The organism is Kribbella swartbergensis, from assembly GCF_054784135.1.
The window spans coordinates 39,187-53,459 of sequence record NZ_BAAGPM010000041.1; the positions used below are offsets into that span (position 1 = coordinate 39,187).

The 14,273-nt window shown below is 68.8% G+C and carries 14 protein-coding genes; 7 read left to right on the top strand and 7 right to left on the bottom strand.

The genetic code is table 11. The annotated features are described in order from the left end of the window. Positions 1-16 precede the first annotated feature (16 nt). Positions 17-1,858, top strand: a complete 1,842-nt coding sequence (pknB, locus tag ACYVOK_RS33120; RefSeq protein ID WP_460666539.1) for a Stk1 family PASTA domain-containing Ser/Thr kinase — start codon at positions 17-19, stop codon at positions 1,856-1,858. Between the two features lie 51 nt (positions 1,859-1,909). On the opposite strand, the gene ACYVOK_RS33125 is transcribed toward pknB, so the two are convergent. Together ACYVOK_RS33125 and ACYVOK_RS33130 are read right to left on the bottom strand one after the other, a co-directional pair. Further along, on the bottom strand, positions 1,910-2,527 hold the full coding sequence (locus tag ACYVOK_RS33125) for an aminodeoxychorismate/anthranilate synthase component II (protein WP_460666540.1): 618 nt from the start codon (positions 2,525-2,527) through the stop codon (positions 1,910-1,912). A 17-nt stretch (positions 2,528-2,544) separates the two neighbouring features. Continuing rightward, a complete protein-coding gene (locus ACYVOK_RS33130) occupies positions 2,545-3,282 on the bottom strand; it encodes a DUF881 domain-containing protein (RefSeq protein WP_460666541.1) in 738 nt (245 codons plus the stop codon). A gap of 145 nt (positions 3,283-3,427) precedes the next feature. On the opposite strand from ACYVOK_RS33130, the gene ACYVOK_RS33135 reads away from it, so the two are divergent. From ACYVOK_RS33135 to ACYVOK_RS33155, 5 genes are all read left to right on the top strand, one after another. Next, positions 3,428-3,688 carry a cell division protein CrgA gene (locus ACYVOK_RS33135; protein WP_460666542.1) on the top strand — a complete coding sequence of 87 codons (261 nt, stop codon included), beginning with the start codon at positions 3,428-3,430 and terminating at the stop codon, positions 3,686-3,688. A 343-nt stretch (positions 3,689-4,031) separates the two neighbouring features. Beyond that, entirely contained in the window at positions 4,032-4,646 is a 615-nt protein-coding gene (locus ACYVOK_RS33140; protein WP_460666543.1) for a hypothetical protein, read from the top strand. Between the two features lie 61 nt (positions 4,647-4,707). Then, positions 4,708-5,232 (top strand): EXLDI protein, encoded by a 525-nt coding sequence (locus ACYVOK_RS33145; protein ID WP_460666544.1) that lies wholly within the window; start codon positions 4,708-4,710, stop codon positions 5,230-5,232. A 147-nt stretch (positions 5,233-5,379) separates the two neighbouring features. After that, positions 5,380-6,342, top strand: coding sequence for an ATP-binding cassette domain-containing protein (locus tag ACYVOK_RS33150; RefSeq protein ID WP_460666545.1), 963 nt, complete (start codon positions 5,380-5,382; stop codon positions 6,340-6,342). Next, a complete protein-coding gene (locus ACYVOK_RS33155; RefSeq protein WP_460666546.1) occupies positions 6,339-7,121 on the top strand; it encodes an ABC transporter permease in 783 nt (260 codons plus the stop codon). The genes ACYVOK_RS33150 and ACYVOK_RS33155 overlap by 4 nt, the downstream gene beginning before the upstream one ends. Here the strand turns inward: ACYVOK_RS33155 and ACYVOK_RS33160 are convergent. After that, complete coding sequence (locus ACYVOK_RS33160; RefSeq protein WP_460666547.1) at positions 7,118-7,798, bottom strand: pyridoxamine 5'-phosphate oxidase family protein; 681 nt, start codon at positions 7,796-7,798, stop codon at positions 7,118-7,120. The genes ACYVOK_RS33155 and ACYVOK_RS33160 overlap by 4 nt on opposite strands. 68 nt (positions 7,799-7,866) lie before the next feature. Between ACYVOK_RS33160 and pdxR the strand changes: the two genes are divergently transcribed. Beyond that, the gene (pdxR, locus tag ACYVOK_RS33165) at positions 7,867-9,240 is read left to right on the top strand and encodes a MocR-like pyridoxine biosynthesis transcription factor PdxR (protein WP_460666548.1); all 1,374 of its coding nucleotides are present in this window, start codon (positions 7,867-7,869) and stop codon (positions 9,238-9,240) included. 6 nt (positions 9,241-9,246) lie between these two features. Here pdxR and ACYVOK_RS33170 read toward each other — a convergent pair whose 3' ends face one another. Genes ACYVOK_RS33170 through ACYVOK_RS33185 form a run of 4 tightly spaced genes read right to left on the bottom strand, consistent with a single transcriptional unit; the run spans position 9,247 to position 14,272 of the window. After that, positions 9,247-10,239 (bottom strand): glycoside hydrolase family 43 protein, encoded by a 993-nt coding sequence (locus tag ACYVOK_RS33170; protein ID WP_460666549.1) that lies wholly within the window; start codon positions 10,237-10,239, stop codon positions 9,247-9,249. A 1-nt stretch (position 10,240) separates the two neighbouring features. Then, positions 10,241-12,481, bottom strand: coding sequence for a family 43 glycosylhydrolase (locus ACYVOK_RS33175; protein ID WP_460666550.1), 2,241 nt, complete (start codon positions 12,479-12,481; stop codon positions 10,241-10,243). Positions 12,482-12,506: 25 nt separating this feature from the next. Beyond that, entirely contained in the window at positions 12,507-13,334 is an 828-nt protein-coding gene (locus tag ACYVOK_RS33180; protein WP_460666551.1) for a carbohydrate ABC transporter permease, read from the bottom strand. After that, on the bottom strand, positions 13,331-14,272 hold the full coding sequence (locus tag ACYVOK_RS33185) for a carbohydrate ABC transporter permease (protein WP_460666552.1): 942 nt from the start codon (positions 14,270-14,272) through the stop codon (positions 13,331-13,333). The genes ACYVOK_RS33180 and ACYVOK_RS33185 overlap by 4 nt, the downstream gene beginning before the upstream one ends. Position 14,273: the final 1 nt, after the last annotated feature.

Consider the following 14,273-nt stretch of genomic DNA (forward strand, 5'->3'; position numbering starts at 1 on the left):
GTTGGAAGGCTGAGTCATGACATCGCAGGCACGTCTCGTCGGCGGCCGGTACGAAGAAGGCGAACCGCTCGGCCGCGGCGGCATGGCCGATGTGCGCAAGGGCGTCGACAACCGGCTCGGCCGGACGGTCGCGATCAAGCGGCTGCGGGTCGACCTCGCCAGTGACGCCACCTTCCAGGCCCGGTTCCGGCGCGAGGCGCAGTCGGCCGCGTCGCTGAACCATCCGACCATCGTGTCGGTCTACGACACCGGCGAGGAGCCCGACCCGAACGGCTCCGGTGTGACCATCCCGTACATCGTGATGGAGTACGTGGCCGGCAAGACGCTGCGTGACCTGATCCGCGAAGGCCGCAAGATCATGCCCGAGCGGGCCCTGGAGATCACCTCCGGCGTGCTCGAGGCGCTCGACTACAGCCACCGGGCCGGCATCGTGCACCGCGACATCAAGCCCGGGAACGTGATGCTGACCCCGCAGGGCCAGGTCAAGGTGATGGACTTCGGCATCGCCCGGGCGGTCGCGGACACCTCGTCCACGATGACCCAGACCGCGGCCGTCATCGGTACGGCGCAGTACCTGTCGCCGGAGCAGGCCCGCGGCGAGACCGTCGACGCCCGCTCCGACCTGTACTCGACCGGCTGCCTGCTGTACGAACTGCTCACCGGCCGGCCGCCGTTCGTCGGCGAGTCGCCGGTGTCGGTGGCCTACCAGCACGTCCGCGAGCAGCCGCTGCCGCCGTCGTCGTTCGACCCCGACATCCCGCCGGAGGTCGACGCCGTCGTCCTGAAGGCGCTGGCGAAGAACCGCGAGGAGCGGTACCAGAGCGCTGCCGAGATGCGCGCCGACATCCACCGCGTGCTGGCCGGACAGCAGGTGACCGCGCCGATGGCCGCGGTCGCCGAGACCCGCGCGATGCCGCCGGCGGTGTCGCCGACCGCGGCGACCCAGGCCTACCGGCAGACGGCCGCCGACGACGTGCTGCCGCCGGACGGCGGGATCGACGAGGCCGAGGCGGCCCGGTCCCGGCGCAACCGCGGCCTGGCCTACTTCCTGCTCGGGCTCGCCATCGTCGCGATCGCGGTCGGCGCCTACGCCCTGTTCACGAACCTGGGCAACGGCAACAACAACGCCGGTGGTACGACGACCAGCACACCGCCGGCGAAGGTCGCCGTACCGGATGTCAGCGGCAAGTCGGTGGCGGATGCGACGGCGCTGCTGACCGAGAAGGGCCTGAAGTTCGCGCAGGGCCCGTCGCAGCCGAGTGACACGGTCGGCCGGGGCCTCGCCATCAGCCAGACCCCGGAGCCGAACACCGAGGCCGAGCAGGGCTCGACCGTCACCGTGGTGTTCTCGTCCGGGCGGAGTGCGTTCCCGGTGCCGGACGTGATCGGCAAGTCCGAGTCGCAGGCCCGCAAGGCCATCGAGGGCACGGCCGCGAACTTCAAGGTGAAGGACGAGACGGTCAAGCAGGACAGCGCGGAGAAGGAGGGCACCGTGCTGGCGGTGAGCCCCGACCCGAGCGGGCAGTACCCGGCCGGCCAGGAGTTCACCCTGACGGTGTCGACCGGCAAGGAACTGGTCGAGGTCCCGAACGTCGTCACCGTCCCGGTGGACGACGCCACCAAGACCCTGAAGGACCTCGGCTTCACCGTCGGCTACAAGCAGGGCTCCGACCCGAACGCGGTCCCGCAGACCGTGCTCCAGCAGAGCGTGAAGGCAGGCACCAAGGCGGCGAAGGGCAGCCTGATCACCCTCACCGTCAACAATCCGCCGGAGCAGACGCCGACTCAGACGCCGACCACGACGCCGTCGGAGACCCCGGACGATCCGGTCACCCCACCGATCACCATCGGCGGCTGACCCCCGTCGACGCAGAAGCCCCGGCCGCTCGGCCGGGGCTTCTTCGCGTTGTCAGCTGACGACCGGAGCCAGGCCGACCGAGCGGGCGACCGCGTCGGGGTCGCCGCACGTCGACAGCCAGTTGGCGAGCATCCGGTGGCCGCCCTCGGTGAGCACCGACTCCGGGTGGAACTGGACGCCCTCCACCGGGAGGTCGCGGTGCCGTGCCGCCATGATCACCCCGGCCTCGGTCCGGGCGGTCACCTGCAGCTCGGCCGGCACCGTGTCCTCGGCGATCGCGAGGGAGTGGTACCGCGTCGCGGTGAACGGCGACGGCAGCCCGGCGAGTACTCCGGCGCCCTCGTGGAACACCTGGCTCGTCTTGCCGTGCAGCAGCTCGTCGGCCCGGCCGACCACACCGCCGTACGCGACGCCGATGGCCTGCAGGCCCAGGCAGACGCCGAAGATCGGCACCTGGCCGCCCTTCTCCTTGATGATGTCCACGCACGCCCCGGCCTCTTCCGGCGTACCGGGACCGGGGGAGAGCAGGACGCCGTCGTACGCCGTGACGTCGTCAGGAGTGACCTCGTCGTTGCGCAGCACAGTGGTCTCGGCCTGCAACTGCTGCAGGTACTGCACCAGGTTGTAGACGAAGGAGTCGTAGTTGTCGACGACGAGGATCCGCGGCATGCGATCCATTGTGACAGCTACCGGCCGGTGGCCGACGGGCTGACCGAAGGAGTGCGCTCGTAGCCCGGCACGGTCGCGCTCTGCAGGTCGAGGGTGCCTTCGTACGCCGGCATCGAGATCGACGACTCGTTCTTCACCTCGTAGCCGAGCTGGAACTTCACCACGTAGTCCTGCAGGTTGTCGATGTACTGCGAGTCGTCCAGCGCCTGCTGCAGCTTCCGCCGGTCGCCGATCGCGGTGATCTTGTACGGCGGCAGGTACGGCACGCCGTGCAGGACGACGGAGTTCCCGACGCACTTGATCCCGGTGGTCGAGATGACCCGGTGGTTCTGGATCGAGATCGCGTCCGCGCCGCCGGCCCAGAGCGCGTTCACCACGGCCTGGATGTCCTGCTGGTGGATCACCAGCCAGTCGGCGTCGACGTCCGGGTTCTCCTTCACCACCTCGGGTGGCGCGTCCTTCAACGTGACGGTGAGCCCGGGACCGGTGACGGGCGTCGTACCGACCTGGTCGGACAGTTTCTCGAGCTGGGCGGACAGCTTCGGGTCGATCGACCCCTGCTGTGCCTGGAGCCTCTCGATGTCCTGGGTGAGCGCCGCGTGCTGGCGGACCAGGGTCGCGCTGCGGCGGCTCTGTTCCTCCACCAGGCCGGCGAGCGTAGTGTTGCGACTGGGGCGCAGGTCGGTGCCCCGGGCGTTGGTGGCGCTGGTCGCGAACAGGAGGCCGGCGCACAGCAATGCCAGTGGCGCCCCCACGCGCCACAGCGAAATACGCCTCAACCTACGCACCCGTGATCTCCATGTTGCTCTCTGCACTACGCTAACCCGGGACCGGACCCGACAGGTCCGGCCCTGCTGGCCCTCAGTGCTCAGCTTATGCGTCCTGACAAGGAGTTCAGTCGTGCCCGAGTCGAGCAGTCGCAACAAGAAGAAGACCGAGAAGGTCAAGGCGGAGAAGACGCCGAAGAAGCCGCGCACCACCAGCCGCGTCTGGGTGGCGCCGCTGATGCTGACGTGCTGGCTGCTCGGTCTCGCCTGGCTGGTCGTCTTCTACGTGGCCGGCCAGGACATCCCGGTGATGAGCGACCTGGGCAACTGGAACCTGCTGATCGGCATGGGCCTGATCGCCGTCGGCTTCGTCGTCTCCACCCAGTGGGTCTAGTACGCCGCTGAGCCCGGCCGACGGGAATCAGCGGGGGCGGACGACCTCAGCCGGTGATGGGCGCACCCGGTTCAGGTCTGCTGTGAGCGGGAATCACAGGCGTGAAGTTATCCACATCGGTATCCCCAGCTGTGCACAGCTTTTGCGTGACTTGTCCCCAAGCTGTCCCCGGCTTTTCCACGATCGCCGGCGCGACTCCCCAGAAATCTGTGGATAACTCGGGTTCGGCCCGAGCGGTTTCCACAACGTTCACGTCGGCGCCGCGAGACCGTCGACGGGGCGGACGGCCCGGCGTACCGTCGAAACGCCGACCAGCGGCCTGAGAGACGGGGAGGGTCTCACGATGTTCGTTCAGGTCATTCAGGGACAGGTGACAGACGCCGAGCAGGCGCACGCGGCGCTCGACCGGTGGATGGAGGAACTGGCACCCGAGGCGAGTGGCTGGCTGGGGACCACCGCGGGTGTCACCGAGGACGGGCGGTTCGTCGCACTCGCCCGGTTCGAGTCGGCCGAGGCCGCTCGCCGCAACAGCGAGTCGCCGGCCCAGGACAAGTGGTGGCACGAGTTCTCGTCGGTGTTCGGCGGCGACCCGGTGTTCCACGACAGCGACGACGTCGTCGTCGACGTCCAGGGCGACCCGGACACGGCCGGATTCGTCCAGGTCATGCAGGGCACCGGCAGGAACCCGGAGCGCGCTCGCGAACTGATGAGCCAGAACTCCGACGTGTGGGCCTCGTTCCGGCCCGACGTCATCGGCAGTGTGACGGCGATGTACGGCGGCGGCGACTACACGATGGCGATCTACTTCACCAGCGAGGCGGAGGCCCGGGAGGGCGAGCAGAAGCAGGCACCGCCGGAGATCCAGGCCCAGATGGAGGAGTTGCAGTCACTCGCCACCGGGGAGCCGGAGTACTTCGACCTGAAGCAGCCCTGGCTGTACTCGCCCAGTTCTACGTAGAGATATATGTAGACATCTACGTACCTCCTACGTATAGTTCTACGTAGGAGGAGAGAACAGTATGCCCAACAAGACGATCTACGTGTCGGACGACGACCTGCCGCTGTACAAGCGGGCGCAGGAGCTCGCCGGGAACCTGTCCTCGGCGATCTCGATCGCGCTGCGCAAGTACGTCGAGCTGGAGGAAGGCCGGCTCGAGGGGTACGACGAGATCACCGTGCGGGTCGGCCGGGGAGCCGGCCGCAAGCAGCGGTTCTCCGGCGTACTGCTCGCCGAGGGCGGCCGGTCCAGCAAGAACGGCTACGAGGCCTTCAAGGTCTACCGGAGCCGGACCGGCAAGTTCGTGCTGCACGCGGACCGCCGCAACTACTTCGCCCAGGGCGCCGACGGCGAGCAGTACCTGTCGGGCTGGCGCTCCTGGATCGGCAACTGGAGCAGCGAGCAGTCCTGGAGCATCGCGCAGGGTGACGCGACCCTGTACGTCGTCGACACCATCGAGGAACTGCGCGAACTGATCCCCGAGGACCTGTACGAACTGGTCGAGGAAGCCGCCAACCAGCCCGCAGTGGAGGATCTCGACATCTGACCGGGTAACCCCGCCAACCGAACAACCCTGATTCACCGACCGCGCCGCGCGGGTCGGCCGGATCAGCACGCCTTCTTCTCTCCTCTCCCACACTCTCAGGCCACCCGGGCCGGGTTCACCCTGCCCGAAAACATCCGAGGAACCCTCATGTCATCAGCGATTGACGTGCGCGGACTGCGCAAGTCGTACGGCGACAAGCTCGTGCTCGACGGCATCGACCTGAACGTTGCCAACGGCACCATCTTCTCCCTGCTCGGCCCGAACGGCGCCGGCAAGACCACCGCGGTGCAGATCCTGTCCACCCTGATCGCCGCCGACGCCGGCCAGATCCGGGTGGCCGGCCACGAGCTGCACCAGGACCCGGAGGCGGTCCGCGCCGCGATCGGTGTCACCGGCCAGTTCTCCGCGGTCGACGGCCTGCTCACCGGCCGGGAGAACCTGATCCTGATGGCCGACCTGCACCACCTCGGCCGCCGGGAAGGCCGGCGCCGGGCGGACGAACTGCTCGAGCAGTTCGACCTGGTCGAGGCCGGCCGGAAGCTGGCGATGACGTACTCGGGCGGCATGAAGCGCCGCCTCGACCTGGCCATGACGCTGGTCGGCAGCCCGCGGATCATCTTCCTGGACGAGCCCACCACCGGTCTCGACCCGCGCAGCCGGCACAACATGTGGCAGCTGATCCGGCAACTGGTCGCCGACGGCGTCACCGTCTTCCTCACCACGCAGTACCTCGAGGAGGCGGATCAGCTCGCCGACCGGATCGGCGTACTGGATCACGGGCGGCTGGTGGCCCAGGGCACGCCCGAGGAGCTGAAGCGGCTCGTACCCGGCGGGCACATCCGGTTGCGGTTCACGTCACCGGAGGAGTTCGCGCTGGCCGGCCAGGTGCTGCCGACGGCGGCGGCGAACCAGGAATCCCTGGTTCTGCAGGTGCCGAACGACGGCAGCGTGCACTCGCTGCGGGCGCTGCTGGCCCGGATCGACGACGCCTCGCTCGAGGTCGACGAACTGACTGTCCACACCCCCGACCTGGATGACGTGTTCTTTGCCGTCACCGGTCAGCCGACTGTTCACGAGCCGGTTCTCCAGAACGATGGGACGACGAAATGAGCTACGCACTGCAGGACACCGCCACCATGCTGCGCCGCAACCTGCGGCACGCCCAGCGCTACCCCGGGCTCTCGCTCGGTGCCCTCGGCATGCCGGTCGTCATGATCCTGCTGTTCGGCCTGGTCTTCGGCGACACCTTCGCGGCCGGTCTCGGCGGCGGGACCGATTTCGACTACATCGACTTCCTCACCCCGGGCATCCTGCTGATGTCGATCGCGTCCGGCACGATGTCCCCCGCGGTCGCCGCCTGCACGGACGTGACCGAGGGGATCGTGACCAGGTTCCGGACGATGGCGATCTTCCGGCCGGCCTTTCTGACCGGGCACGTGCTGGGCAACGTGATCCTGACGATCGTCAGCCTGGCCCTGGTGGTCGGCTTCGCCCTCCTGATCGGGTTCCGTCCCAACGCGTCATTCGGGGACTGGCTGCTGGCGGGCGGGTTGCTGATCGCGCTGACCGTCGCCCTGACCTGGTTCGCGATCGCCCTCGGGCTGACGAGCAAGACCCCGGAGGGCGCGAGCAACGTCGTCCTGCCGATCAGCCTGCTGCTGCCCTTCCTGAGCAACACGTTCATCCCGCTGGAGTCGATGCCGAGCGGCATCCGCTGGTTCGCCGAGTACCAGCCGTTCACCCCGATCGTCGACACCCTGCGGCACCTGCTGCTGGGGACGCCGATGGACAGCGGCGACGGCTGGCTCGCGCTGGCCTGGTGCCTGGCGATCGCGGTGGTCGGCTACTTCTGGTCCCAGAAGAACTACAACAAGGGCACGGTCGCCTAGGAAGGGGCGCCCAGCAGGTTCGCCCGGGCGCGGACGTGGGCGGGAACGAGCAAATCGCAGTCCGGGTTGGTGACAGGTTCGCCGGCCACGACCTGGAGCGGGATCACACCAGTCCAGAAGGGCAGGTCGAGATCCTGCTCCTCGTCGTTGGCCGGCCCGGACCGGGTCTTCACCGAGGCCTCGGTCAGCGACAGCGCGAGGACCGAGGTCTTCGCGAGTTCCTTGCGGTTCGGCGGCCGTACGGCGGTGGAGCGGCCGGGGACCAGGTGGTCGACGATCCGGTTGAGCCCGTGCAGTTTCTCGTCGGGATCGGTCACCAGCCGGGGTACGCCGAAGATGACCGCCGAGCGGTAGTTCACCGAGTGGTGAAAGGCCGACCGGGCCAGCACCAGGCCGTCGGCGTGCGTGACGGTGACGCAGACGGTCTGCTGTTGCGCGGCGACCACACTGCGGGCGGCGACCGACCCATGCAGGTACAGCGTCCCGTCCGGGCCGCGGTCGAGGTCCACGCCGTACGCCGTGGGCAGCACGAGCGGTGCCCCGTCGACGACGAAACCCAGGTGGCAGAACATGCCGTCGAGGAGCACGTCGTACAGGGCCTGGCGGTCGGTGGCGGCCCGCTCCTTGGAGCGGCGCAGCGAGGTCCGGGGAGTCGGCTGGAGGGGCGTCGTGGTCATGTCACCAGGCTGCGCGAACAGTGGCATGCTGGCACGGTCCATTCCCGACCGAATCAGGTAGTCCATTCGTGGAGAGTTCGCTGCCCCTGGTGCTCGATCGCGCCGCCGGTCTGCCGCTGCACCTGCAGCTGGCGGAGCAGTTCCGCGCCGCGATCCGGGACGGGCGGCTGCAGGCCGGTCATCGGCTCCCGTCCACGCGTGACCTGGCCAAGGACCTGTCCGTCTCGCGCGCGGTGGCCCAGTCGGCGTACGACCAACTCCATGCCGAAGGGTGGATCGAGGGCCGCACCGGCGCCGGGACCTTTGTGATGGACGTCGTCCCTCTCCCACCCGCCGTACGACGTCGTGCAAGGCCCCGGCCGGATCCGGCGGTCGACCTCCTCACGCTCAGGCCGGGTATCCCGTACATCGGCCCGACACCCGATCCCGGGTGGAAGCGGGCCTGGCGCGAGGTGTCGGCGCAGTCGCCGCCCATGGGGTACGACGACGCGGCCGGGCTGCCCGCACTCCGGGACGCGCTGGCCGAGCACGTCGGCCGGGTCCGCGGGATCGCGTGCGGGCCGGAGAACCTGCTCGTCACCAACGGGACGGTGCACGGCCTCCGGTTGCTGCTGTCGGTGACCCGCGAGCCTGGTGACCGGATCGCGATCGAGGACCCCGGATACGAAAGCGCGGTGGTCGCCGCGCGGGACCACCGCCTCGAGATCGTCGACGTCCCCGTGGACGAGGACGGCCTGCAGGTGTCCGAACTTGCCGACGACGTGTCGGCCGCCTACGTCACGCCGTCGCACCAGTACCCGCTCGGCGGCCGGCTGCCGGTTGCCCGGCGCAACGAGCTGATCCGGTGGGCACGCCGTACCGGGGCGACGCTGATCGAGGACGACTACGACAGCGAGTTCCGGTACGACGTCGCGCCGCTGCCCGCGCTGGCGCAGCTCGACCTGGACCGGGTGGTCCACCTCGGCACGCTGTCGAAGACGCTGAGCCCCTCGCTGCGGCTCGGCTGGCTGGTCGCGTCCGACGCGATGGTCGACCGGCTGGCCCGGTTCCGGGCCGAGGCGGGCGACTGGCCGGGCTGGCCGATGCAGGCCGCACTGCTCGTGATGCTCCGTGACGGCTACCTCGACCAGGCGGTCCGCCGCGGCCGGCGCCTGTACGCCGACCGCCGCATCCACACCTGCTCGGTGCTGGCGCCGTACGGCCAGATCGTCGGCCAGGACGCCGGCCTCCACATCACGCTGCTGCTTCCCGAGTACGTCGACGACCGACAGGTCGCGGCCGATGCGCGGAAGGCCGGCGTCGTCATCGCACCCCTGTCCGAGTACCGCCGCAGCAAACCCGGACCTCCCGGCCTCGTCATCGGCTACGCAACCCCGTCGACGCCGGACCTCCATCGTGCGCTCGGCATCCTGACGCAGGTCCTCGACGTCACACGCCGTTGACCGAAGTTATGGCCGAGTGGGGTTGTCCCGCCGGGGTGGTTGGACGGTGGGGGTGTCGCCGGTCCATTTGAGTTCGGAGAGCCACATCGTGCGGCCGGGCGGGTCGACGCCGACGAGGGCCGGGTCCCAGGCGTGATAGACGAACCAGTAGCGGTTGTCCTTGAGCAGGACCATGTTGTGGCCGGGCCCGGCGGCATCGTCCGAGGTGACCAGGATGGGGTCGCCGGACTTGGTGCAGGGACCGGTGGGAGTGGTGCAGAGGGCGTGGCCGACCGCGTACGTCTCCTTGTCGTAGGCGTTGGCCGAGTAGAAGAGGTGGAACTTGCCGTCGCGTTCCACCATGTACGGCGCCTCGACCAGGTTGCCCTCCCAGTCGAGGTCCTGCTTGATCAGGCGGCGGGTGGGGCCGACCAGGCTGAGGCCGTCGGGGGAGAGTTCGGAGACGTAGATCCAGGTGTCGACGCCGATCGCGTTGCCGTCGTTCTTCCAGTACAGCCAGCGCTTCCCGGACGAGTCCTGGAACGGCGACGCGTCGATCGAACCGCCCTCGTCCGCCTGGCAGATCAACGACTTGGGCGATTTGTCGACATATGGACCCGCTGCCGAGTCAGCCACCGCCACGCCGATGCACTGCCGGCCGGAGGCGTCGTCGGCGGTCGTGTAGTACATGACGAACCGGTCGGGAGCGTGTACGGCGACCTCCGGTGCCCACACCTTGCCCGGTGTGGTCCACGCGGGCAGCGACGGGAGCGCATCGCCGACCTGCTCCCACGAGACCAGGTCCGCCGACTTCAGCGTCTGCACGTTGCCGAGTACGCCGTTCGTCGCGAACGCGAAGAAACCGTTGTCAACGGCAATCACCTGCGGATCCGGAAAGTTGCTGTCGTAAACCGGATTGCTGAAGCCCACCGATGTCGCTCCCTCCGACGCGCCGCCGCCGGGGTCGCTGCAACCGCCCGTCACGAGCAACAGCAGCAGCAACCCCAGCCGGCGTCTCATCTCACTTGCTCTCGTAGAACCGCAGGTAGTCGAACGTGGCCACGGGTGCCGGGTTCGCGCCGGTGAACTCGCCGTGGGCGTACAGCCCGAGCTTTGCCGGGGCGGACAGCACCCACGCCGCACCCCACGTCCAGTTCTTGCCGTCGACCGACGTAGCCGCGCGGTACACGTGCTCGCCCGCGGCGTTCTCGTGGTACGCGAGCCGCATCCACAACGTCGGCGCCGACCGCCCGATCGCGGCGCCACCGTACGACGTCGCGCCGTCCGACGGCCGAGCCACCAACTCGCGGCCGTACTCCGTCTGCCGGGTCCGCCAGATCGCGACGTTCCCGAGCCGTGCGAAGTCGCTGTCGTTCAGGTACGCGATCATCCCGGCCTGCTGGTAGTTGCGGATGTCGCCCTCACCGAGATCGAGGTGCAGTTTGGTCTCGGCGATCCAGCTGTCCCGGTCCGGCGTCCGGTGGAACAGCAGGCCGGCGTTGTTCCCGCCACCGACCAGGTCCGCGTTCTGCAGCGGCCACGACAACTTGCCATCGGCAACGACTGCCTTGTCGTCCTTCCGGACCCAGGACCACGCCGGGCCCAGGTCCGCGTTGAAGTTGTCGCCGGACAGCAGGTCACCGGTCTGCGGTACGTCGGCCAGCCGTCGTACCGGCGGGGCCACCGGGCGAACGGTCAGGTTGTCGACCTCCGCCGACCCGAACCACCGCACCGGAGCGGCATCGAGCTTCAGTCCGGGTACGGCGAGTTGCGCCTCGGCGTACAGGTCACCCAGGCCGGCGTCGCTGATCCGGGCGGTCACCGTGGCTTCCGACACCTGGACGCTCAGCTTGTTCCACTGTGTCCGGTCGAAGCCCGCCGGCAGCGCGGCCGACGCGGTCCGGCGACCGGCGGCGACGGTGAGCTTGGTGCCGGAGACAGTCGCGACCACCTGGTCGCCGAGCACCGTCGTGAAGGAGTTGCCGAGCCGGACATCGGCGTCGACCCGGAGCGAGCCGGCCGGGGCCGCCTGCCGGGACTGAGCGGCGCCCGAGATCGACGCGGTCGGCCCACCCAGCGAGTCACCAGGCTGCCGGGTCGCACCGGACAACCCACCGGCCGGGTCGGTCGACTCGATACCGAGCCCCGATCCGGTCGTCGGCGCCGGCACCGGACCGTCGGACGGACCCAGACCGGCGCGGGTCCGCGGCCAGCCGTCGATCCAGTCGATCCGGTCGATCAGCATCGGCCGGCGGTTGATCCCGAACGGGTCGGTCAGCCACGGCGTACCGCGGTCGATCGCGTGGTAGACGATGTGGTCCTGTCCAGCCGCATCCGTCATGAACGCATGGTGACCGGCGCCGATCCACTTGTTGCCGTTCTGGGTGATGACCGTCGTACCGCCGACACGCGACTCGTTCAGCGATGCGCCGTCCTTGTCCAGGAACGGCCCGCGCGGCGACTTGGACCGGCCGGCGAAGACCGAGTAGCCGGTCGTCGGGCCGGCGCAGCAGTTCATCGACGAGCCCATCAGGTAGTACCAGCCGTCGCGGTAGACGACGTACGCACCTTCGTAGCGGTCGCCGATGGTGACCTGGGTCGGCTGACCGACTGCGTGCAGGCCGTCGGGCGTCAGCTCGGTGACCGAGATGCCGCCGTAGAACCCGCCGTAGTACAGGTACCGCTTGCCGTCGGCCGCGGTCAGCATGGCCGGATCGATGGTGCCGAAGAAGCCGCCGTTGCCGTCCGGCTTGGGGGTGACGACCGGGCCGCCCGTGGCGGTCCACGGTCCCGCCGGGGTCGGCGCGGTGGCCACGCCGATGGCGGGGTCGCCGCCCGGGTTGGCCGCGGTGTCGGTCACGGTGAAGTACATGACGTACCGGCCGCCGAAGTAGCGGATGTCCGGCGCCCAGAAGAACGAGCCGGGCGCCGCCCAGGCGGGCTTGGTCTGGTCGTCGAAGACCGTGCCGAGGTACTCCCAGGAGCCGAAGTCCTTGGTCCGGGCCATGTGCATCAGACCGAACGGACCTCCGGCGACCAGGGGGTCCGAGGTGGCGTACGCGTACCAGTAGCCGTCGCGGCCCTGGATGATCGCCGGGTCGGCGAACGTGTCGGCGAAGCTCGACGAGATGGCGTTGGTCGTGGTCGTGGCGTTGGTCGTGGCGGGCGCGGCCGTTGCGGCCGACGTACCGGTTGCGACGGCGGCCACAGCCAGGGCTGTGGCCAGCAGACGTCTCTTGACGGTCGTGGATTCCTTGGGCACGGGCGGGTCCCCTCTCGGACAGATGTCAACCTTTGATGCCGCTGCGTGCGACACCTTCGATCACGTACCGCTGAACGAACACGTAGAGAATCAGCACCGGTACGGCGGCCACCGTCGCGCCGGCCATGATCACCGGGTAGTCGGTCGTGTAGGCCCCCTGCAGCAGCGTCAGACCGGCCGGCAGCGTGAGCCGCTCGGGGCTGAACAGGACGAACAACGGCCAGACGAAGTCGTTCCAGTTCGTCAGGAACGACAGCACGGTGAGCGTGGCCAGGGCCGGCTTGGCGTTCGGCAGGATGATCCGGCTGAAGGTGGTCCAGGAGTTCGCGCCGTCGATCAGCGCGACCTCCTCGAGTTCCTTCGGGATGGCCAGGAAGAACTGCCGCATGAAGAAGACGCCGAAGGCACCGGCCGCCCCGGGCACGACCAGCGACCACAGCGTGTCGAGCCACTGGAACTGGTCCATCAACAGGTAGTTCGGCATCAGGAAGACGAAACCCGGGACGAACAGCGTCAACAGGATCACGCTGAAGATGGCGTTCTTGAACCGGAAACTCATCCGGGCCAGGGCGTAGCCGGCCATCGACGCGACCGTGACGACCAGCAGCGCGTGCAGGGCGGCCGCGGCCAGGCTGTTCAGCGCCCAGCGCAGGACCGGGTTCTGACCGCCGGTGGTGAGGACCTCGCCGTACGCCCGGCCGGTCGGGTCCTGCGGGACCAGCGACGGCGGGTCGGACTGCGACTCGCCGATGGTCTTGAACGAGGTGATCACCATCCACAGCAACGGCACGATCACCAGCAGGGTCAGCAGGATCACCAGCACCCAGAACGCGGCCGACGGTCGGCGTCTCATGATTTGCGCTCCCTCATCAAGGCGAAGACGACCAGCGAGACGATCGCCAGGGCAGCGGTCAGCAGATAGCTCATCGCGGTGGCCTGCCCCATCCGGAACTGCCCGAAGCCGGTCTCGGTGATCACCATCAGCGCGGTCGTGGTCGTGTCACCAGGTCCGCCCTGGGTGATCAGCACTGCCTGCCCGAACATGTTCGCGCTGGCCAGCAGGGTGATCGTGATGATGAAGACGGTGACCGGCCGCAGGCCCGGCAGCGTCACGTTGCGGAACTGCTGCCAGGTGTTCGCACCGTCCAGTTCCGCCGCCTCGTACTGCTCGGCCGGGATGTCCTGCAGCCCGGCCAGGTAGATGATCGAGTTGAACCCGGCCGTCCACCACACGGTGACGCCGACGAGCGAGATCCACGCCCACGGCTGGTCGTTCGTCCAGCCGATCTCGGACACGCCGAACAGTCCGAGGAACGCGTTCAGGATGCCGAAGTTCGTGTCCAGGATGTAGCGGAACATCAGGCCGATGACCGCGACACCGAGGACGAACGGAGCGAAGTACACGGCCCGGAAGAACGTCCGGCCGGGGAACCTGCGGTTCAGCAGCACGGCCAGGCCGAGCGGGATCACCACCAGGAACGGCACCGACGCGACCGTGAAGATCCCGGTCGCCCGCATACCGTGCCAGAACGGCTCGGCCGTCGCCGACAGCGGATCGAACAGGTCCTTGTAGTTCTGCAGCCCGACGAACGGCTTGCCCGGAAGCTGGAAGTCCCAGTCGTGCAGACTCATCCAGAACCCGAACAGCGCCGGCCCCACGACGAACAGCAGGAACAGCAGCAGGTAAGGCGCGAGGAACAGGTACGGCGTCGCCCGGCCGTATCCCCGCAGCGCGGTGGAAGAGCGGGTGCGACGCTTGCGGATCGCACCCGCCTCTGCCTGTACAGCCATG